The organism is Nostoc sp. (assembly GCF_036917355.1).
Lineage (GTDB): Bacteria > Cyanobacteriota > Cyanobacteriia > Cyanobacteriales > Nostocaceae > Nostoc.
Map to the genome: position 1 here is coordinate 221,773 of NZ_JBALDP010000062.1, position 23,383 is coordinate 245,155.

Below are 23,383 nucleotides of genomic sequence, written 5' to 3' on the forward strand. Positions count from 1 at the left end.
AAGATATAAGCCAATATGAACAAAAACAATTAAATTTTTGTACATTTACAGAGATTTGTTATGAACAAAAGACAACAGGTTTTTAACGGTATTGTCTTGTGGTTGGGACTAGCATTCCTGATTTTAATGCTACAAAATTTTTACAGTGTATTGCAATATATTTTCTTTTTGCGAGTACCTATAATTGTTGGTTTATTGCTGTTATTCTTGCCAACAATTTCAGTGAATACTGGTTTATCAGCGATGTTGAAAAACTTATTTGTACTTCGCGCTAATAATCAATTGGTTTTAGTTATTGGAGGTGCAGTTTTAGCAGGACTGGCTACGATACAAGTTTTCGATATCATCTTGTATAATTCCCATCTTCGTTTTGATGTACCTCAGCAGCAAGGAATTCCAGAATTCCTCCAATATTTAATCGCTATTATCTTAAGTCTTCCGATTGCCATAAAGGCGACTCAGCTTTCTAAAAAAGAAATACAAGAAGCAGATCGTAGCTGGGAAGGTTGGGGAATTATATTTGGCATTATTGCAGGAGCTCTATTGCTAATAACCAATTACTTTAACAAGCATTTTTTTGAATATAATCAGTTTTTAAAACAGGTTTTATTGAAAATAAGTTCTTTTTTTCCAGAAAGAATACAAAGGGGTTATGTAGATGTAAATGGTAATTTATCTTACGGAATTGCTGCAATATCAGTATTTTCAATTTTTCTCTTAATTGTTTATGGGTTAGGTTATTTTATTTTGAAACCTCGCCCAATTAGCAATAGATTTGAAGCTCCGGCTCTTTTTTATATTACTCTCATTCTGTCAGTTATTGTAGTGTGGATAGGAGGAATTTCTTACTTTGTTGATGTGTCTCGCATTCCCACATTGCTATTATTTTTAGCAATTTCATCTGTTTCTTATGCTATTTTTCAGGTAGACCATTTTTACAAAATATACTCAAAAAATAACTGGCTAAAACCAACAAAAGAAAAGTGGATTAATGTTATCTCTCAACGTCTTAAAAATCAACAAACTGAAGATAAAACTTTAGTAGTAGTTTGTGCTAGTGGTGGAGGTATTCAAGCATCTGGATGGACAGCTAAAGTTTTAACTGGTTTACAGCAAGAACTTGGATCTAAATTTACCAAAGCTATTGGTTGGATAAGCTCAGTTTCTGGTGGTTCTGTCGGAACAATGTTTTATTTGGATAGATTTGGAGATCGGGGTTATCCAGAAGAAAATCAATTAAAACAGATTTTTAAAAGCGCTACAGAAGATAGTTTAGATGCTACAGGTTGGGGATTCGCTTATCCAGATTTACTTCGTTTTATTGGTTTACCTTTTGTCTTACCAAAAGAGAAAGAGGACAATACTACAACTGAGCAAGACCGTGGTACTGCTATCGAAATAGATTGGAAAGGGGAACTGAAAAATCCCAATGCAAGTTTAGGTAGCTGGAGTGACAAAATTGACCAAGGAATTATTCCTATTCCTATTTTTAATGCAACTTTAGTTGAAGATGGACGGCGTTTTTTAGTTAGTCCAATGACTTTTAGTCCGCATAAGGATTGCAAATCTATAGATTTTAATACCCTTTATCCAGAATATGATATTGATGTGACGACAGCCGCTAGATTATCTGCCACTTTTCCTTATGTATCTCCTGTGTGTCGTCCTAGCCAAGACACTAGATGGAATTATCATATAGGTGATGGTGGTTACTTCGACAACTTTGGTATTGGTACTACCATCGATTTACTGAATCAACTATTAGAATCTGAGCAATCTTACCAAATTAAAAAAGTTGTTTTAATCCAAATCAATGCTTTTCCTGATGATGAGAATCTTCAAAAAGAAAAAGGCGCTCCGGGATGGCAGATGGAAGTTATTGGTTCATTGCTCGCTTTATTAAATGTTCGTAGTGATACACAGAACGAAGGCAATACATTAAATATAGAACTTTTGACAGACAAGTATAAATGTGGCTACAAGCATGATGAGCCGGAAAAAGTGCAGCAATTTTTAAAAGAGAAATCTTGTCAAAAAGGAATAGAAATTATACATATTCCTATTAAATTTCCTCGTGGTAAAATTAATCCTCCACTTTCTTGGCAGTTAACGCAAGAACAAAAAGAAGCTATTCAAAATGCATGGGAAGATTGGAAAAGAAGCCACTCTGATATTATTTCTGAACTAAAAAAGATATTTCCAGAGTGATCGGTATTAATTCATAAAATGATTTAGGATTTTTGTAATAATCCTATTCGATTTATAAGCCGCAGATTCCCGAATTTTTAAAGAAGTCAGGGATCTTGTTTCTCAGTCATAATTCAGCATTGATATAGCAAACTAGTTTTGCAAAATCGGATGATTAGACTTCTTGTATGAATAAAAAACCCTCACCCTAAATTCCTCTCTCAAGCTTGGGATAGGGACTTTAAAATTGCCTCTACTCAAATAGGGGCAAGTTATTCGGGTCAATACCCTGAGATTGTAAGTAAGCAATCAATCGTTCTTTTTGCTGGCGTTCTTGTTCGGCACGTTGACGTTCTTGTTCGGCACGTTGACGTTCTTGTTCAATCTGTTCTATAGCCCACGCTAACAAATTACCATCTCGATCCCACCAGCGCAACCAATACCCAGCGCGACCTTCTTTTGTTCCTTGCCAAGTTCCTAAAAATAAGCCCATTACATCAATCCAATGACGACCATTTTCGTCAGGTTGCTTTAACTCATAGCGCTTATTTTCCAGTTGATAATATTCTAATAAACCGCCATAAGGTTCAAAAATAACGTAGATGGGAATCTGCAAAATTTGCTCGTAGAAAAACCATTTTCCTGGTGGATAAGTTCGCTTGACTGAATATTCTCCACCCTCAGTATCGGATAAAAATTCGATAGCGATCGCCGGAATATCTCCTTCTAAATTAGGTGTATAACTTTTGCGGTTAGCCATCACTTCATTGACCGACGGCACATAAACCCAATCTGGTGCTTTGGCAATAAATTGCTCGTTGACTGTCGCACAAAGACCAAAGTTTGAAGCTATCAACATTTGAGGTTGGATGAATCCACTGATTTCTAGGCTTTCACGCAAAGCACCAGCCAAAAGTGGCTGACCGGTATTCTCCACTGGTTCATCCTCTAGTTGAAAATCTTTGGGCAAGGCTTCCCAAGAGATTACCAGTTCTGTTGGTGATTTGGCTTGGCTGAGTTGGGTTGCCATAAACACAGCATGAATTTATTTTCGATCTTATCGCAGGCGATACTAGGAGCAAAAAAAGGGGCAGAAAACTCGCCCCTCTATTTAACCAGGAAACTGAAATTCTCTAAAGCAGTACTTTAGCTAAAATCGGTTCCACACTCTTAGAAATTTCTGGCACATACACCTGTGAAACGTAGTCGGCAATCATCCTGTCGGTATTGAATAACGGCGCATTTGTCTTAATGGACGTTTTCATCATTTGCACCCAACGGTGAGGAATGCCTTTGGCATCTTGGTCATAGTATAGAGGAACGATTTCTTCTTCTAACAGCTGATAAAGCGATCGCGAATCAATCCCATCTTGCAGTTCTTGATCGCTAGTATGAGCATCTTCACCAATTGCCCAACCATTAATTCCTTTACCATCGGGCCCTGTTTGGTAGCCTTCGCACCACCAGCCATCCAAAACGCTGCAATTAAGACCGCCGTTGAAGCAGACTTTTTGTCCACTCGTACCAGACGCTTCCAAAGGACGACGGGGATTATTTAACCAAACATCCACACCTTGCACCAATTTTTGACCAGTATAAATGTCGTAATCTTCAATAAAGGCGACTCGGTTGATAATCCCGGAATTGTGACACCACTCCATCAAGCGTTGGATAATCCGCTTACCTTCTTCATCGGCTGGGTGCGCTTTACCTGCAAAGATAATTTGTACTGGACGTTGAGCATTACCAAAAATCTTCAGTGCGCGTTGGGCATCACGCAAAATCAGATCGCCGCGTTTATAAGGGCTGAAGCGTCTGGCAAATCCAATGGTCAATACATTGGGATCGAGTAATTTTTCTGTTGCTTGAATGAGTTGATGATTTTCGCCACGCAACTCCCGTGATTTCTTCACCTTATAACGGGTGAAGGCAATCAATCTTTCTTTGAGGATGAGATGCCGCGACCACAATTCCTCGTCGGGAATCTCGTCAACTTTAGCCCACATCTTGGGATCGACGGCGCGATTTTTCCAGTCTTCTCCCAAATATTCATCATATAAGTCACCTAACAAGGGTGCAGTCCAAGTGGGTGCATGAACGCCATTGGTAATGTAACCAATTGGCACTTTGTCTTCCGATCGCTGCGGATAGAGAACTGTCCACATTTTACGAGAAACTTGACCGTGTAATTCACTCACGCCATTGCAAGCACGCGACATCCGCAATGCTAAAACGGTCATCCCAAAGGGTTCCCAAGGATCGCCCAGTCGTCTTGCACCCAATGCCAAAAATTGCTCGCGGGAAAGTCGCAATTGCGGCCAATAGCTGGCGAAGAAGGAATCTATTAAATCGGGAGAGAAGACATCATGACCGGCGGGAACGGGGGTATGGGTGGTAAATACACAACTGTTCCGCACCTTGGCTTCAATGTCGTAGAAGGATTTACCAGTCCGTTCAATTTCTAAGCGGGCAATTTCTAAGGTGCAGAATGCAGCATGTCCTTCGTTGAGGTGATAGACAGAAGGTTCAATTCCCAAGGCGTGTAGGGCGCGAACACCGCCAATTCCCAAAACCACTTCTTGGGCGATGCGGGTTTCCAAGTTACCGCCGTATAGGTGTCCCGTTAGCCAGCGGTCAATGGGATCGTTATCATTGCGATCGCTATCTAATAAATATAAGGTTACTCGCCCAACTTGCACTCGCCAGATTTGCACTTTCACAACCCGCTGGCGAACTTGTAACTCGATAGTCACCGATTCCCCTTGCTCATTTTTAATTAACTCCAGGGGCATGTGTCCAAAAGGGTTGTCAATATAATAATCTTCTTGCCAACCTTGGCGGTTCAAACGTTGCCGAAAATAACCTTGGCGGTACAACAAGCCAACACCAACCAACGGCACACCCAAATCTGATGATGATTTCAAGTGATCCCCGGCGAGAATTCCCAAGCCGCCAGAGTAAACGGGTAGAGATTCGTGAATGCCAAATTCGGCGCAAAAGTAAGCAATAGGATGCAATGCAGATACTTGCGGTGCAACTCGACTGACCCAAGTATCTTGCTGGTTGATGTATTGGTCAAACTCACGCGCGAGGGCGGATATCTGCTTTAAGTAAAATGGGTCTTCTGCTAATTGCGTCAAACGCTCATAAGTTGCCGACTCTAAAATTGCAACTGGATTATGCCCACAGCGTTCCCATTCTTGGGGATCAATTGTTTGGAATAAGGAGATGCGATCGCCACTCCAACTCCACCAGTAGTTATAAGCCAAATCTGCCAAACGCTTGAGCGGTGAAGGTAACTTTTCACTCAAGTGTCGTGCTGCGGTGATTGCACTGCTATTAGCCATACTAAATCTATGTCCTCGCGCTTAACTTTTTCTCTATTGGAGAATGGGGATTGGGGACTAGGCGAAACTAATGCCCAATGCCCAATGCCCCATGCCCAGTCCCTTTTATTTACTCTTCAGGTTTATAACACCGGAGCCTTCACGTGCTGAATTCTCCCCTGAAGTTGGAACAGTTTCTCGACATCAAACCTTATCCAAGTAAATGGTTTTTATTGTTTTCGTCTTCTAAAAATTATCTCTACTTTTGGACAGATTTAATATTTTTTTCTATCAAATTCGTTGACATTATTTTACTTTTTCTATTTTATTGTAAATATTTATTTAGTTTTTTACAATCAGCAACTAAAGTTATTTATATGTCTTGATAATAGTCAATTTTTAACTACAGCTATTTGCATCATAATAATGCTTTTTATCCGATAATCATGGCAATCATGCCGTTATCCACGATAAAACTCATATCTGTTAACGAATAATTGAAAATGAATTATAAAGTGGCAAAATATGTATCTTAAGATTCACTTTTTGTAAAAGCTCTTAATTGCTCACCATCAATTAGAATAAATTTGAATACATCAAAATATTAAGATAATTCTGAGAGAAATTATTTTTGTTAACAAAAATAATGCAGTTGAATCGAAGTAATTTCCTCAGATTTCTGCTCCAGTCAGAGCCAGGAAAACCAGCAATATCTAACGGCTTACGAGCTGTATTAGCATTAGGAGTTCCCATGCTAATTGGGCAACTCATTAACCAAAGAGAAAGCGGACTATTGGTTGGTTTAATGGCTCACTTTGTCAACTTAGCGAATATTGGTGGCCCTTACCAAATCAAAGCTAAGACAATGGCACAGGCTACTTTGGGAATAGCTGCTTCAGTATTTGTGGGTACTTTAGTCGCTCAAGTTCCAGTACTAGCTGTAGTGCTGACACTTCTCTGGGGACTTGCTTCCGGTTTTGCGTCACTGTACGGTAATGCTGGTGCCAATGTCGGACTAGTAGTAGCGATATCATTTATTACTACGATCGCACAGCCAGGAAACTTGGAAGTTGCACTCATGCGATCGCTGCTATGTCTCATTGCAGGTGGATGGGCAATGTTACTCTCCTTAGTAATGTGGCCTTTTAGACCTTACGATCCAATACGGCTAGCTTTGGCTGACTGTTTCAGTGCAATCGCCAACTACATTCAGGCATTTGTAGGTAAAGTAGCAACATCTGAAAATATTCTCGAAATTAGAAAAGCATTAGAAACAGCACGCACTGCTTTAAGTACATTACGGATTGGACAGTCGTCTCGGAGTTGGATAAATGAGCCATTTTTGCTGCTAATTCAGGATGGCGATCGCTTGCTTGGTTTAGTTGTTGCCTTAACAGAATTACTAGAAACTCACTTCCAACAACAGCAATATCATACAATCCAGCAATTAGTAGACGATGCACTCGAACAAATATCAGTCATTCTTCAAGCCATCGCGAAAGTCATATCTCGCAAGCCTGCTAGCATCGACTTGGGAAATCTCAAGCGCATCTATGAAGCACTGAAAGAACAAGAAACTCTGCAAAGAAAAGCAATTGCTGGGAGTGAAACCGACTACACAACCCTCGTTGCTTTCACTAACCTGGTAATGACGCTCAAAAAGCTGATCGAGCAATTGCAATATACAGCTCAGACAGCTAAATCTCTGGCAGATCGCAGCAAAATGAGTCAACGAGATATAGATAGACTTCTTTTATTTGAAGAAGAACAGCGATCGCTCTTAAGTTTACTCAAAGAAAACCTTACCTTAGACTCAGCAATCTTTCGCCATGCTCTCCGCATTGGTGTGAGTTTAACTGTAGGCGCGATCTTATACAGCGTTACAAATTTACCAATGGGCTATTGGGTAACACTGACAATTATATTAGTCCTGAAACCAAACTTGGGTGCAACTTTCAAACGGTTTTTCCAGAGAGTTGGCGGGACAATCTTAGGAGCTGTCTTAGCTGCTATCTTACTTGCAACGATCGCGAGTAAACCTGTATTAGACATCATTATTCTGCTGACAGTATTTTTTGGTGTTTCCCTGATCGGTTTCAACTATGGGTATTCAGTGATTTTCTTCTCAATATTTGTCTTACTGATTATCGATATTGGTCATCCTATTAGTTGGCAACTTGCTGGCTTTCGGGTGTTGAATACATTAATTGGGGCGGGACTGGCTTTTGCGAGTCATTACTTTTTATGGCCAAACTGGGAACGCGATCGTTTACCCAGTCAACTCGCCACAGCGCTACGAGAATGTCACAAATACTTTCGGGATGTGATGGCTGTTTACCAGGGAACAAAAGAGCGTGACTCTAGCATTATCAGTCAACGGCGACAAACTGGACTGGCAATTGGCAATGCCCAAGCCTCTTTCCAAGGATTGCTGCGCGAACCCCAAATGCACCAAGAATTAGTAGAACCAGTAATGACACTGCTGCTGTATATGGGACGTTTTACTAACGCCCTGACAGTTTTAGCAGTACATCTCGAACATTTCCGAGGAACAGTGCCACTCCCGGAATTAGAAACCTTTGTCCGCCAAATTTCGCTAGGGTTGGAGCAGTTAGCTGATTCAGTACAGCAGGAAATTCCCCCACCGCCCTTACCTGACTTGGAAGAAACACTGCAAAAAATCCAGCCGCACCTGCAAGCACTGCGTACAGCCAGAATAGAAGAGTTAGCCGTCAATCAAGGACATACTCCGATTCGTCAGGCAGTTATTGATTACAGCATATTAGATTTGGAGATCGATCAGATTGTTCGGCGGTTGACTGCTATGCACTCAGCGATGGTACGGTTAACATTAGCTAATTAAATTTCAATATTTTTTTGTTTCCAATAATTCCGATTGCGCTTACCATGCGCGATCGCAACTGCTTTGTCAGCACGTAAGCACTTAATACAAGTGGTCATAGCAGTCAAGTGTTCGGTAGAAAAAGGCGATAAGATTCGCTGTCCATCAAAATTCTAAAACCTAGCCACATCAACACGAAGGGGAAAATCTTGCCAGCATAACGGCTGAGTACCAAGGCGATACCGGGTTGATGAGTCAAAGTATAAGACATAAAAAGCCAGCAGCAAACAATGAAATAGCAAATAGGTACGATCACGGCCAGATTTTGAATACTGTTGCTGGCAAACAGGGGTATATAGATCCCAAGATTATTGCCGCCGTTAGAAATTGTTACCGCAGAGACGCGATAGGTTTGGCGATCGCGGATTACGTCCCAGAGCGATCGCTTTCTGGAATCAAATCCTTTAAATTTAGAGTTTATTTTCAGATTAGCTGACTTATCTTCAGCTGAATCATCCTTATTCAGGTTGAACAAATTGTTTAAACCAATGAGTATCGGTAAAATTCCCAGTAAACCAGTCCAAGTTGACGGAATTGCTAGACCGAGTAAAAAACCAAGGCAACTTACTGTCACTAATGCCGTAAACCCTATAATCTCACCAACCACAACATGCTGAGGACGAAAAGTCCGATTAACCTCACTGAAGAAAGCAGTTAGATAAATATTGTCGTCAAACGTTGTCGCCACAGCAGTAGCTAGCCCAATCTTAATTGTTGCAATTAACCAATCCATCACCATTCCTCACTCAACACCTATCGGACGATCGAGACTAACGATCGCTTAACCAGAGAAATCAGTCCCACAAGATCGAGAAATATTAATATGAAAATGCGAGTTTCGCGCATCAAGTGTGACTCGACTTCTCATTTCTTCAACTTAGTTATAATACAAGAATTACGTAGCAAAAATACTAATAGTGGCGATCGTGCATTATGCTACGCTTCTCTTAAATGCCTCACCCTATACATACTATACATATAAAATATTTACGTAAGTCCTAATAATATATAATAGGGATTAGGCATTGACAAGAAATACCAAATAGGTGGGATTTCAAAAACCACACTGTAGGAGCAATTTATGAATTACCCCTACAGTATGGGTGTATTTACAATCAAAAAATGATCGATAAAAGCCTGAAAAAACCTATTTTGGAAAATGCATACGATGATTAATTTGTATAGTGCGTAAGTCATCTCTAATAAATAGACCCAAAAAGTCTAACATTCTGGCTGTATTCTCGTATATAACGGGTCATTCATTGCAAGCATCAACAAAGGAGTCATTATGATTAGCCGTTTGATTGACCTTGTGCGTAAATGCACAGGTCAAAGCATCTTACGGTCGTTCAAATCAGCCACTCGTAGATCGGCTACCTACAGGTTTGCAGTTCGATTTTGCCTTGGACTTGTCTCGATTTTGGTCTTGACTCTAGTTTTTGACAGTCATGCTGTTGCCACTTCTGAGTCTGGCAATCAGCTTTCCACTCTCATGAATCAGTTTAAACTACCCAAAAGCTCCATAATCCAGTTACTGGAAACTGTGGGACTGTTTATGGGGGGGATAATTTTCTGTATAGTTTTGGATCGCTGGTTTTCTAACCGTTCCGATCGCTCTAGCAATACGCCCTTAGCAGAGCAAGCACGGCGGCTCAAGCAACTCAAAATCGGATATCCAGAGGGAATGACAAATCTGGAAGTTCTCCGTGCTCAAGGCTTGCTCGAAAAGCGTTTGCAACCTTATGGGCTGAGTGTCACCTGGACAAGTTTTTTATCAGCCTCTTCTCTGATAGAAGCACTCAGCAACGGCACGATTGATTTCTGCGGCGGTGGTGGCACGGCCAGTATTTTCTCTCAAGCGGCGGATCATGTATTTGTGCGGGTGGCTAAGGAAAAATATACCGCTCCCAAAGGTCAAGCGATTTTAGTACCGGAAGATTCACCGATTCAAACGCTGGCCGACCTAAAGGGTAAAAAGATCGCTTTTGACAAAGGCTCAAGCGCCCATTATGTGCTTGTGCGATCGCTGGCAAAAGTCGGCCTCGATTTTAGTGATATTGAACCAGTTTATCTGACACAACCGGAAGCGCTGCCCCGATTCCGCCGAGGTGAAATCGATGCTTGGGTGATTTGGGTTCCCTACACCGCTACTCTTGCCCGAAGCACTTACCCAGGAAGATCGATTGCAGACTTAGAGAGCATATTTGGTGACAAAGCCTCCGTGGAAGTTCCGACCTATTACTACGCAATTCCAGAACTGGTACGCGACTATCCCGACCTACTCAAGGTGATTTTAGAAGAGGTAAACGAAGCTGGAGCTTGGGCTAAGAAACAGGAATTAGAAGCGGTTCAACGAATGGCAGAACACCATGAAATCGATCCATCCATTGTCGTAACTTTACAGCAACGTAGTGCCGAACGCGCCATTATCCCGATTGACGACCAATCGCTCACAGCTCTACAGCATCAGGCAAATATATTTAGAGATTTAAATCTGATCCCTGAGCGGGTAAATGTGAAAGATGGAACCTATAGTTTGCAGACAAAGCAAAACTGGACTTATTGATCCGACACTGACAACTAAGTACAGCTTTGCTTAAAATCGTTACGTTTTAAATGCAGAGGGACACTGTAGATGCTTTTGCAGCTTGCCGCAGTCTGGAAAGCGCAGAGGTATGCAGAGTTTTTTTCAGCGAAATTCTATACTCGCGTGTTCAAGATATCGTCTTGTTGGTACTGGTAGGTGAGAGAGTTCATCTGAGCCGAATGCAAGCCCCTAAGCCTAAATCTAAAGTTCTTGACGTGTCGGACGGATGATGATTTCATTTACATCAACATCATCGGGTTGCTCAATAGCGTATGCGATCGCACGGGCAATGGCATCTGCATCAATGGCGATCTCATAAAGTTGGTTAATTCCTGCTGCTGCGTCTTTATCAGTAATCGTGGTGGTCAACTCGGTGGCAACGGCTCCTGGTGAGATATTAGTCGAACGGATTTCACCATTTGACTCTAGCCGCAGCCCTTCAGAAATCGCCCGCACTGCGTACTTGGTGGCACAGTAGACGGCCGCTCCCGGAAACACCTTATGTCCAGCCACTGACGATAGGTTAATGACGTGACCAGACTTTTGCTGACGCATAATCGGCAACACGGCAGCAATTCCATAGAGAACGCCCTTAATGTTGATATCGATCATCCGATCCCACTCCTCTACCTTTACTTGGTCGAGTGGAGAAAGCGGCATCAACCCGGCATTATTGATTAGCACGTCGATCCGGCTGTATGTACTCAAAGTTTCCTTCGCTAAGGCTTCCACCTGGGCGCGATCTGCTACATCAGTCACTTGATAGGTTGCAGTCCCTCCTGATTTAGCGATCGCTCCAACCAAATCTTTGAGCCGATCTTCGCGTCGAGCAGCCAGCATCAGTTTAGCTCCACTAGCAGCAAGTCGCTTGGCAGTTGCCTCGCCTAACCCACTACTGGCTCCGGTGATGATTACCACTTTGTTTTCAATAAGAGACATAGTTTATTCCTGGGGATTATTGAGTATGGATCGTGAAACATCGGGTGCTGTTTCAGATGAACTCAGCATTATTTAACCATATCAACTAGTTTGTATACTCAATCGATGTTTTATATCCCGGCAACGTCATGAAGTTGGGCGTAGGGTCTAGGGTCTAGGGAAAAAGACGGCATTGGACGAAGCTTGGAACTCCGACCAATGCAATCGTCCTTTATGACGGGGCTTGGTCACTACTAATCCGAACCGCGATCGTCACGCCGTTTGAGTTCTATTCCGTTAAAACTTCAGTTGGTGAGTTGAGACCATCTCATAAACTTAATCTTTATCTACATACCAAGAGGGATTGCTTCACCGTTCTTAGCAGCTTTTGCGAGTAAGTCGCCGACTTCTTCATCGGTAGTTTGAGGAAAGCTTTCGTACCAAAGGCCAACGCTCTGGAAAGGGCTGGGTCTGGAGATGCAAACGATTTCGTCAACCTCAGTTTCCAACTCTTGGCAAGTTTCAGGTGCAGACACAGGCACAGCAATCACAATCTGAGCAGGTTGCTGTTTTCGCACAGTTACAACAGCAGCCCACATTGTTGCACCTGTGGCTAAACCATCATCTACCAAGATGACTGTGCGTCCTTTCAAATCTCTTAAGGGGCGATTTCCCCGATAAAGCCGTTCTCGCCGCTCTAACTCCCGTTCTTCTTGTAGCGCTACCCTGGCAATTACTTCATCGGATATTTTTACTAGGTTGATAATATATTTATTGACTATCCGCACACCACCAGAAGCGATCGCTCCCATAGCTAGTTCTTCTTGATCGGGTACACCCAATTTACGTACCACTAAAATATCTAAGGGGGCATTTAACGTTTTGGCAACTTCAAAGGCGACGGGTACACCACCCCTTGGTAGCCCTAATACCAGAACATTTGGGTCGTTAGCATAAGCGCTTAACTCCTTAGCCAAAATTTGACCCGCAAACCTCCGATCTTTAAATAGCATGGTGTGATATTCCTAAATTGGTTTCCAAAAAAAAATAAATATTTACATAAGTTTGTTATTGGCTATCAACCTCAAAAAATGGAGCAATTGAGCAAATTCCAAACTTGTTGTTATAGTTGCAGATGTTTTAAATCGATCTTAGAAAGCTAAATATTCCCTGTCCTCCACTAACGGAGCGACATCTTCTATCTACAGTTCTATCAAACGGATGAGTTAGCTTTAATGCAACAAGATTTGTGCATCTTGCGCTGAGACTATTTTACTACTCCACACTCAATATCGGTCCCCAAATGGCTTGTTGAGAAGACCCAGTGACGCGGGTGAACTCTCGCTGTAGGGGGTTTACCGCTGTAGGTAACTGGTGTTAGCGTGAAGCAAAGTTATGGTCGACCACAAGAGAAATGTGACATGGAAAACCTAATGTTTAAGTAGGAGTGCGTTTGAAAACTGCTATAAGTTTTGCCACTTGATAACATTTACTGTTAGACTTTTACTGATTATTTTTTTTACTGTGACTTAAGAAAAAATTACTTACTTGCTAGCAGATGCAAAAATCTATGAAAATCCAGTGATAATTCAATTGTTAATTCTTCGCTTGTCCCCTATTACTGACATTGTGTTAATATTATCTTTACATTATCGCTTAATTGTGAATATAAGATAATGCACCATCTGCTTGTTCGTTATATAATGCTTAATATTACAGAGACAAGTCATTAAAGTTACCCAATTAACACTTTTGAATAAAAATTAATAGGGTAGAATTACTGAATATGCTTGAAAATCAAAAGAAGGGTGTTTTTAATGATCGGCTTAACTAATTCAGAAAACGGCACAGTTAGCAGCACAGCAGCCACTAAGAGGCTGGCAAGGGCGATGATGGTTTCTGGTGGACAGTTTTCACTGTTATTGGCGTGTTGCAACTGTGTTCAAAAGCAACAGCAAGTGTTGAATTTGTTAACAGAATTTTCATCAGCAGATATCCACGAAATTTTGCTCTCACCTACTGCTGACAAATTGTACACAGCTATTACAAGTGAAATTGGTAGTACTCAACCCGAAGCTTTGATGGTACGAGGCTTAGAATCTGTAGTAGCAATTAACCAACTGATTATTAGTACCAATATCATGCGAGATGAGTTTCGGAAACAGTTTCAGTTTCCCTTGGTGTTGTGGGTCAATGATGAAATTCTGCGTAAGCTAGTCTGGCTAGCACCCGATTTCAAAGACTGGGCAGCTAGTACTATTAGATTTGATGTACCTAATAATCAGTTAATTGAATCTGAACAACAACCCATCAGTGCCTAATATTGCCCGAAATTACTTTCAAAATCTTATATATGCTAGGTCGAGCCGAGCAAAACCGAAGCTCAGGTTCTGTCACATTCTTTTCTAAAATTACTTTTATTTAACCCTCCCTTACCTAAGTGAGCTAAAAGCTCCTGGAAGCTATTTTCAAAATTAGAAGATGTTATAGGTGTTGGGCGTATTAGTTGAAACGTATTTCTTTTTTCCTTATCCCTTGTCCCATAAATAATTAGTATTATTGGGCGACATTGAAGTATATATAATCTCAAATTTAATCTTTGCCTCCTTAATTCTTTTACATCCAGGGTGATTCTGTTAAAAAATTGTGTAATGTTTGATGATTATCTAGCCTTACAATTTTCAAGTAGATGAGGTACAAAATACAAGACTTAATATCAGACATAAAAAATTTCTACTTCCTAGCCTCAAAACCCGTAACTTTGTACTTCATCTATAAGAAAACTGCTGTATGAAACAGCCCTGTCCATCATTCCCCACTCAAGAGCAGGGCTGTTTCATTCCCCAAAGAGCTTTAAAAATCAAGGGTTCTAGCAATTAAAAATTGATTGGTTTGTTATCAGTGTGCCGATAAAATGAACTATTTTACTGATATTTAAGTGCTTAAATGTTCATCTCATCGTCACCCCTACTTACAATTTTCTCGCTAACCATCGTGACAAATCCTGTTTGAAATGGGATTAATCAGCCCTCCCATTCAATAGGGATTTGAATCAATCCGTCCCCTTTTGACACTCCTGAGATAGTACCCAGAAGTTGGTCTATTTCTTAAGTTAAAGGTGTCGCCACTGCGAACTTTCCAAATTTTGTAATTGGAAAAGGTCAAAGGCTTTCGAGGTTCGCATACTTCTGGCAGATGATTGCCAAGTACAAAGTATGCTGCACCCCTACCCATAACTTTTACCAAACCGTTTTTATCCACAAGAACCGACGTACTTTCACTAACCGCTATACCTAAAACACTGCTAGATACACCATCCTTAATTTGACGGGCAATGAAAGTCATAATTCGACCCATTCTTTCCCGCCTGTCAAAGTGTGTGTCTACGATAGTTCCCTTCAAATTACTCCAATTGAAAAAGTTGTAAGTAAAAGTAATGTCTCGGTAGGGATCTTCGAGTGCGTCTCTAGTTTCAATGCCTTTTTCGGAAGAAGCGCAAGCATCATAAACACAATCACTTTGGATCATTGCACCCGCACTAGTGCCACCAATACCACCTCCCTTAAGGTAAACTGATTTAACGGCAGCCTCAAGCTTGGTATCTTTCCAGTTGCGGATGTATTGACATTGATCCCCGCCAGCAAAGAAAACTACATCAGCATTTCGGATTTTTTCATAAATCTCAGCTTTGTTTGCCTCTTGTCTATCCCTAACCAGAAGAGTTTCCACAAAATTTACACCCCTCATGGCATAAATTAGCCGATTGTAATCGTGATTACCATTAGTGCGGATAACTACAACATTAACTTTAGTGCTGGAGTTACTACCTCCTCTAACTTGGTTAATCATCCACTGGATAGCATCATCGACATCAGGTCCTCCCCCACCCAAACTCAGGACTGGGCCCGCTAAGGAGGGACGGACATCAAAGGAGGGAGAGGTGGAGGGGCGAACATCAACAGTGTCACCCAGAAAGAAGCGTCTCCAGCTTTCAATAAAACGGGTTATTAGGAAGGTTCCCATCTTCAACAACTTGATTCCTGTACTTTTCAAGCGCCTTGCTATGCTTGGGAATGCCTTTGTCATACTAAACTTCTAGAGCAAACTGCAATTATTGCTAGGCTGTGACGCATTTTAATTGCTTATTTATTCGTGAAATTTGTCCTTTGTCATTAGTCATTTATCTGTTGTTGTGAATAACCAATTGACTTAGGACAGTCTTAACGAAAAATGTGCAATTGAGACGCGCACTAGCTTAACTGTGGCACTAGATCGGGTAGAATTTCCAGCGTACAGGTCTTGTACTGTTTGTTAACGCAAAATAACGCAGAGTAATCATTAATTCTCTGCGTTACTGTGCGAAAATCTCTACATTGCTTGTAGCGTTTAATTCTGGTCAGATAAAATTTAAAATAGATTAGGTATTGATTGTCCAGATGCTTCCGTAATTACTGGGAATAGTTACCCAATATGCTGAATAACTGGGAACGCCGATTAAATTATTTTCACCATTCAGTTCTTCCTGATAACTGCTAGCGATTGAAAACTAGAAGCGTGAACCCAAGGTAAAAATAGTCCACAATAAACAATATCATTAGCTTTTTTAGCTCATAATTTATCCCAAAAGAGCAGTTTCTTTCATATAGTCATATTTGATGAATTAGCTTTTTTACTGGTGTTACTGATTTCAGAATTCCAAAAATGATATCTAAAATCAGATTACAGCAATTTTTATGTATTTGAACCACATCTGTCGTAAGGGCACAGTCAACTTAACGTGAAAAGGGCGGTTAGAAACCGCGTCTACACAGACGAAACCCGCACTTCGACAAGCTCAGTGACCACCTGCGCGGGTTAAAAACATTAATTTCTCTTAGTCCGCGTAGGCGGACTTTGTTTGTATAGCCGCGAATTCTATTCGCCCTGGCTCTAAGTTGACACCAATGAGCATTGCTGTGCCCCTACCCTTGGTCTATTTACCTAAAAATAGCTGTGTAAGTTTGCACTACTTCAGAAATTGAGGCAGTGCCAGCTATGGATTTATCAAAGGCTGATTAAGGATTTATGCAAGTTAAAATAAAATTTTAGATCCCCAACCTCTTGAAGAAGTCGGGGATCTATATTACCACGGTATTTGCGATCGCTCTTGTACAACTCGCTGATATACATGCTCGGTTTGCTTGGCTAATTTCGGCCAGCTAAAGCGTCGCTCTAAATCTTCATAAGCATTATCCACCAGCCATTGGCGATAACCTGGATTTTTCAACACTTCCAAAATTCCCCAAGCTAAAGAATCGGGATTGTTCACCCAAGTGACAATACCTGTTTTGGTATGTTGCACCACTTCGGGAAAACCACCAGTATCAGAAACTACTACAGGTACACGAGAGGCAAAGCTTTCTAAAGCTACAATTCCAAAGGGTTCGTAAAGACTCGGAAAAACCGCGCAGTCAGCAACAGTTTGAAATTTATCTAAGTATTCATCGGAGAGAAAACCGGTAAAATAACAATGATGCCAAATTCCTAAATCCCAGGCTTGGCGCTTGAGATGGTCAGTATTGCCGCCACCAACGATTACAAATTTCACGTTACCTCCCATTTGGGAAAGTATTTTGGGTGCAGCATTAAGTAGTATAGGTACACCTTTTTCGTAGGTCATACGACCGAGGTAGTAAACTATTTTCTCTTCGTCTGCGGCAAATTGGCGGCGAAAATCCAGAGCATGAAAATCGATGTGATGCTGTTTCTTTTCGGCTCGGATACCGTTATAAATGACATCAATTTTGTCCCAAGGACTATGTAGCGCTCGTTCTACTTCTTGGCGCATATAGTCGCTACAAACAATAATCCGCCACGCATTGTAAGCTAACAAGGTTTCTTTGCCATTTATATAACCTTGGATATCTGTGTGAATACCGTTATATCGTCCGTATTCAGTAGCATGAATTGTGGCAATTAGTGGTATTTTAAAATTATGCTTGAGAGCGATCGCAGCATCTCCGACTAACCAATCATGGGCATGAATTAAATCAAAGGGGCCTTCTTCTAAAATTAACTTACCACCGTGATCTCCCATACTCAAGTTGAGATTGACTACCCAGTGGAAAAAGTCGTTACTATATGCCACTGGCACGCGATGTATGTTTACTCCTTCAACAACCTCATACATCGACGCGTGACCAAACTCCGCTGTAATCAGGTGGATTTCATGCCCTAGCTTTACCAGTTCCGGGTACAACTCCGCCACATGCCGCGCAATTCCCCCAATAATCCTTGGTGGAAACTCCCAACTCAGTACCAGTATCTTCATCTACTAGACTCCCCAACACTTTATAAATATCTAACAAACTACATTTACCTAAAAATATAAGTCTGGCCAATGTAGTGAGTACTTTTACTAAAATTTTTAGATTTTTTAACAGTGATTTTGTTAAAGGCGATCGACTGTAAGCTAAAGATAGAAAGCAAGGTATAGTAATAATTCGTAATTAGAACAATTGAGCCTCTCGCAACCAGGTGTCAAGAAGGGATAATGACGGAAACGGCATGAACTCGGTTGCGTCCTTGCTGTTTGGCTACATAAAGTGCTTTGTCTGCTGCATTAATCAAGTCTGGCGGCGAAATTCCAGCATTTGGCACAATGCTAACAACGCCTAGACTAACGGTAACACGATCGCACACGCGAGATTGAGCATGGGGAATGGCTAAGTCGCGGACTCCTTGTCGAACAGTTTGAGCTACACAGATTGCTCCTTGAATCTCTGTATTAGGCAGAATGATAGCAAATTCTTCTCCACCGTAACGAGCGATTAAATCAGCTGGACGCTTAATAATATTTTTGAGGGCACTTGCTAATTGCCGCAAACAATCATCCCCTCCTAAATGACCATAGGTATCATTGTAGAGTTTAAAAAAATCGACATCTAACAAAATTAAAGACAGTGAAAGTTGCTCGCGTTTGAGTCGTTGCCACTCAGCTTCAAGATACTCATCAAATCGGCGGCGATTGGCTATTTGAGTCAAGCCATCCAGGGTAGCTAATCTTTGTAATTCTTCATTGGCAGCTTGCACTTGCTGGTAAAGTACTGATTGATGAATAGCGATCGCTACCTGACTTGCCAATTGCTGCAACAAATTAACTTCAAATGCTTGCCAATAACGAGGTGCGGCACACTGGTGAGCAATGAGTAAACCCCACAGATGCTCTCCATTCAAAATCGGCACTATTACGGCAGCCTTAATCTGATAAAGTCGTAATAACTCAAAAAGATCGGCTGAAAAATCAGACTCCTGAATATCATGGAAGACTTTAGGTAATCCCTGGTAATAGTAGCTAAAATCTTGGTTGAGCGAAAATGGGTGCATTGTCAGTTCTAATCTCTGAGGATAGTTATCACTCAGTGATTCCGCCGCAAAATTGCCACTTCCGTCAGATTCTAACTGGTAGATAGCTACGGAATCTGAACCCAAACACTGGCGAATACTATTGACTGTTGTATTCAGAACCTCCTCCAAATTCAGTGATTGTCGAATCTGTTGAGTTACTTCAGTAATTAGCCGTTCTCCCTCTGCTTGCTGTCGCAACATCACTTCAGCTTCTTTACGAGTATTAATGTCTTCTACCGACCCAAGAATCTGCGTTGGAGTGCCGTTAGCATCTCTGGCAAATACTACTTCTCGTGTATTTAGCCAACACCATTCTCCATTTTTGTGTCGGAATCGGTATTCAGTGGAAAGTACTTCATTGTCTTTAAGGTTAACAAAGCGACTTGGGATGTCATAGCAGAGGTGTCTGTCGTCTGGATGAAAGCAATTCATGAACCACTGCGGATCTGCGTTACAAAATTCCTCTGGAGAGTAGCCTAAAATAGTTACACTTTTCTCATTAAGATAAATGCTTGTTCCTTTTAAAAGGTCAAACAGATACAAAATATGCGGTACAGTGTTAGCAACCTTTTGTAAAAAGTCTTGACTTGAGCGTAATGCCTCTTCAGCTTTATGGCGTTCCTGAAGCGCGACTTTATATTCAGTAATATCTCTTACTTCAGAAATGAGTAGTGTCACGCGCCCAGTTTCATCAAGTATGGGACGCAGTGAGAAATCAATCGCGATCGCTTGACCATCTCGACCTACAATGTCAATTTCATAGCGAATAGATTCACCATTAGCAGCAGCTGCGATCGCAGTTTTTAGTTGCTCTTGTGTCTCTAAGGAAATTGTCCACCATTTTGCTTCCCAAAAAGGCTTGCCAACTACTTCTTCGCGATTAATCCCAGCAAAGTCTAATGCTGTTTGGTTGACTTCTAATACTATTCCATTCGGCTGAAGCAATCCCATAAACTGAATGGTTTGATTGAAGATCGCCCGGAATTTTTGCTCGTTTTCACTTAAAGCTTGTTCTACGAGTTTGCGGTCAGTTATATCTCGTCCAACAGATTGAAGTTCTACAATCGCACCTCGGTCATCAAATATCCCTCGAACAATCCACTGCGTCCACCGCACCCCTTGGCAAGCTACGACACGATTTTCAATGGTGATAACAGGATTTTCTAAGCTGATAGAATTTACCAGACTAAACACACGTTCCCGATCTTCCTCAAACACAACAGGTTCGTAGTGCTGACCGATAATTTTGTCTCGCTCCAGTCCAAAAAATCGACAGTAAGCTTCATTAACAAAGGTAAAAGTGCCATCTGGTAAGCCTCTAGCAATCAGTTCCGTTTGGTCTTCGAGGATGGCACGAGAACGCGCTTCGCTCTCTTGCAGTGCAGCTTCTACTTGTTTGCGATCGCTTATATCAAACACTAAACCCTGAAGTACCTGAGTTTCTCCATCGATACCGAGAACGAGATTGGCTTGATCCCGTACCCAAATTATTCTGCCATCGCGCCTAATCATCCGATACTCGACACTGAAAGGCTCTCCCGTGGCAATTGTAGTATTTACAGCTTGCCAAACGCGATCGCGATCTTCTGGATGAGTGTAATCTAACCAACTATTAAAGAAACCAAAATTCCAGTCTTCAGGGGCAATGCCTAATAATTGTTGCAGTTGTGGACTAATATAAGCAACTTTTGTAGTGTCATTAATCGGTGAGACATAAACAACGCCGGGAATTTGTTCTACGAGAGTACGATACTTTTGCTCTGCCTCAGAGAGTTGTTCTTGGGGCTGCTTGCGGCTCATGACGTTTTGAATTTCTACAATAAATTATCATTTTTTCTGTTAGAAATCCCGCACTAGAGGCACACTCAAGGATTGTTTAACCTGCCAGCAGCCTGGAACTCATTTGAGGCTGCTGTTGACAGCCGTTGTAACTAAAATTAACGAATGTTGAAGAAAAATACAGAATACAGAATTCAGAATAAAAAATTTTGGTGGGGGACTGAAAATAGTAGATTCAGACGCTCTTGCTAGCTTGCTTCTTTGCAGGAGTATGCGGACTCGCTTTGCGTAGCGATATCCGCCACTAGAACTCAAATTCATTCTGAATTCTTACTCCTGAATTTTATTAGTTTTGATCCAAGCGCAGTACTGCCATAAAGGCTTCCTGCGGTACATCTACAGTACCTACAGATTTCATCCGCTTTTTACCTTTTGCTTGCTTTTGCAAAAGTTTCTTCTTCCGACTGATGTCACCACCGTAGCATTTTGCTAGCACATCTTTCCGTAAAGCGGGGATATGTTCGCTGGCAATAACTTTACTGCCAATAGATGCCTGAATTGGCACTTTAAATTGATGGCGCGGAATTAGTTCCTTAAGTTTTTCTGCCATTGCCCGCCCGACGTTGTAAGCTTTATCTCGATGCACAATCATCGCCAAGGAATCTACAGGATCGCCGTTAATCATGATATCCAGCTTCACCAGAGGATTTTCACGGTAGCCGATGATGTGATATTCCATACTGGCGTAACCGCGCGATCGCGATTTCATCTGATCGAAAAAGTCAGTTACAACTTCCGCTAAGGGTAGCTCGTATGTAAGGGTGGTTCGTCCTTGGGCGAGATATTTCATATCTTTGAAAATGCCCCGGCGATTTTGTGACAACTCCATCAAGCTGCCAACATAAGTTTCCGGCGTAATCATCTCTACTTGGACGTAGGGTTCTTCAATTCTTTCGCGATCGTTGGGAGAAGGTAAACGGCTAGGATTATCGATGTACAGTTCCTCGCCTTTGAGGGTGATCACCTTATAAACCACCGAGGGGGCTGTAATGATTAAATCTAGATTGTACTCTCGCTCTAGACGTTCTTGGACAATTTCCATGTGCAGCAAACCCAAGAACCCGCAACGGAAGCCAAACCCCATTGCGCTCGAAGTTTCGGGTTCATAATGCAGCGCTGCGTCGTTGAGTTCCAGCTTTTCCAAGGCTTCCCGCAAATCTTCAAATTGATCGGCATCAATGGGGAACATCCCGCAAAAAACCATTGGGTTCGCTTCTGCATAGCCTGGTAAGGGTGACTCCGCTTTCGCCTTACTAAGGGTAATTGTGTCTCCTACCCGTGCATCAGCTACAGCTTTAATTGCCGCTCCCAAATAGCCTACTTCGCCAGCGTGCAGTTCTTCAACTTGCTTTTGAGTCGGAGAAAGCACACCTAACTCATCAATTTCAAATTCTTTACCGGATGCCATTAGATGGATGCGATCGCCTTTTTTCACGGTGCCATCCATCACCCGAAAATACACAATTACTCCCCGATAACTGTCGTAATAACTATCAAAAATTAACGCTCGTAAGCGTTCATTTATGGTATTGGGTGGTGGCGGTATCCGCTCGACAACTGCTTCTAAAATCTCATTAATACCAATTCCCTCTTTAGCAGAAGCCAGAATTGCCCCACTGCAATCTAGACCGATAATTTCTTCAATTTCGCCAATTACCCGTTCTGGTTCTGCCCCCGGCAAATCGATTTTATTCAAAACCGGGATAATTTCCAGGTTACTCTCTAATGCTAAATATACATTTGCCAAAGTTTGCGCTTCCACACCTTGGGACGCATCTACTACCAATAGCGCTCCTTCGCAAGCAACAAGAGAGCGAGAGACTTCATAAGAGAAATCCACGTGTCCCGGAGTGTCAATCAAGTTCAGCACATACTGCTGACCATCCTTAGCTGTGTAGTTCATCCGGGCAGCTTGCAGCTTAATCGTAATGCCGCGCTCCCGTTCCAAATCCATATTGTCGAGGAACTGTTCCTTCATCTGTCGGTCTTCAACAGTGCCAGTAGCTTGTAGCAAGCGATCGGCGAGGGTTGATTTCCCGTGGTCGATGTGAGCAATAATACAAAAATTGCGAATGCGAACTGCGGGAACGTCAGTCATATACTATCTTTGCCTTAGCAGCAACCAAAGTTAAAAGGGCAATTTACTTAATGTATTTTAATGCTTTCTTAGCCAAGACGCTCCGCTTTTAGTGCTGAGTTCCGAGTTCCTAGTGCTGAGTGGGGCAGAGGGGAGAATAA

13 protein-coding genes are annotated in these 23,383 nt (G+C 41.8%); 4 read left to right on the top strand and 9 right to left on the bottom strand.

The features are described 5' to 3' along the window. Positions 1 to 60: 60 nt before the first annotated feature. Positions 61 to 2,208, top strand: a complete 2,148-nt coding sequence (locus V7K53_RS19335; RefSeq protein WP_335199086.1) for a hypothetical protein — start codon at positions 61 to 63, stop codon at positions 2,206 to 2,208. A 232-nt stretch (positions 2,209 to 2,440) separates the two neighbouring features. Here V7K53_RS19335 and V7K53_RS19340 read toward each other — a convergent pair whose 3' ends face one another. Together V7K53_RS19340 and glgP are read right to left on the bottom strand one after the other, a co-directional pair. Beyond that, positions 2,441 to 3,217, bottom strand: a complete 777-nt coding sequence (locus tag V7K53_RS19340; RefSeq protein ID WP_335199087.1) for a Uma2 family endonuclease — start codon at positions 3,215 to 3,217, stop codon at positions 2,441 to 2,443. Positions 3,218 to 3,320: 103 nt separating this feature from the next. After that, a complete protein-coding gene (glgP, locus tag V7K53_RS19345) occupies positions 3,321 to 5,534 on the bottom strand; it encodes an alpha-glucan family phosphorylase (RefSeq protein WP_335199088.1) in 2,214 nt (737 codons plus the stop codon). A 625-nt stretch (positions 5,535 to 6,159) separates the two neighbouring features. On the opposite strand from glgP, the gene V7K53_RS19350 reads away from it, so the two are divergent. Then, on the top strand, positions 6,160 to 8,376 hold the full coding sequence (locus V7K53_RS19350; RefSeq protein WP_335199090.1) for an FUSC family protein: 2,217 nt from the start codon (positions 6,160 to 6,162) through the stop codon (positions 8,374 to 8,376). 103 nt (positions 8,377 to 8,479) lie between these two features. On the opposite strand, the gene V7K53_RS19355 is transcribed toward V7K53_RS19350, so the two are convergent. Then, positions 8,480 to 9,148, bottom strand: a complete 669-nt coding sequence (locus tag V7K53_RS19355; protein ID WP_335199091.1) for a cadmium resistance transporter — start codon at positions 9,146 to 9,148, stop codon at positions 8,480 to 8,482. 555 nt (positions 9,149 to 9,703) lie between these two features. Here V7K53_RS19355 and V7K53_RS19360 point away from each other — a divergent pair. Further along, positions 9,704 to 10,981, top strand: a complete 1,278-nt coding sequence (locus tag V7K53_RS19360) for a sulfonate ABC transporter substrate-binding protein (protein ID WP_335199092.1) — start codon at positions 9,704 to 9,706, stop codon at positions 10,979 to 10,981. Positions 10,982 to 11,203: 222 nt separating this feature from the next. Here the strand turns inward: V7K53_RS19360 and V7K53_RS19365 are convergent, their stop codons facing one another. Then, positions 11,204 to 11,941, bottom strand: coding sequence for an SDR family oxidoreductase (locus tag V7K53_RS19365; protein WP_335199093.1), 738 nt, complete (start codon positions 11,939 to 11,941; stop codon positions 11,204 to 11,206). A 326-nt stretch (positions 11,942 to 12,267) separates the two neighbouring features. Next, a complete protein-coding gene (locus tag V7K53_RS19370) occupies positions 12,268 to 12,933 on the bottom strand; it encodes a phosphoribosyltransferase (protein ID WP_335199094.1) in 666 nt (221 codons plus the stop codon). An 804-nt stretch (positions 12,934 to 13,737) separates the two neighbouring features. On the opposite strand from V7K53_RS19370, the gene V7K53_RS19375 reads away from it, so the two are divergent. Beyond that, on the top strand, positions 13,738 to 14,241 hold the full coding sequence (locus tag V7K53_RS19375; protein WP_335199170.1) for a hypothetical protein: 504 nt from the start codon (positions 13,738 to 13,740) through the stop codon (positions 14,239 to 14,241). A gap of 715 nt (positions 14,242 to 14,956) precedes the next feature. Here V7K53_RS19375 and V7K53_RS19380 read toward each other — a convergent pair. The 4 genes from V7K53_RS19380 to lepA form a co-directional block, all read right to left on the bottom strand. After that, positions 14,957 to 16,006 carry a cyanophycinase gene (locus V7K53_RS19380; protein ID WP_335199096.1) on the bottom strand — a complete coding sequence of 350 codons (1,050 nt, stop codon included), beginning with the start codon at positions 16,004 to 16,006 and terminating at the stop codon, positions 14,957 to 14,959. Positions 16,007 to 17,042: 1,036 nt separating this feature from the next. Further along, a complete protein-coding gene (locus V7K53_RS19385) occupies positions 17,043 to 18,230 on the bottom strand; it encodes a glycosyltransferase family 4 protein (RefSeq protein WP_335199097.1) in 1,188 nt (395 codons plus the stop codon). Between the two features lie 209 nt (positions 18,231 to 18,439). Beyond that, positions 18,440 to 21,106 carry a PAS domain S-box protein gene (locus V7K53_RS19390; protein ID WP_335199099.1) on the bottom strand — a complete coding sequence of 889 codons (2,667 nt, stop codon included), beginning with the start codon at positions 21,104 to 21,106 and terminating at the stop codon, positions 18,440 to 18,442. A gap of 325 nt (positions 21,107 to 21,431) precedes the next feature. Further along, positions 21,432 to 23,243: a translation elongation factor 4 gene (lepA, locus tag V7K53_RS19395; protein ID WP_335199100.1), complete on the bottom strand. Its 1,812-nt coding sequence runs from the start codon at positions 23,241 to 23,243 to the stop codon at positions 21,432 to 21,434. Between the last annotated feature and the right edge of the window lie 140 nt (positions 23,244 to 23,383).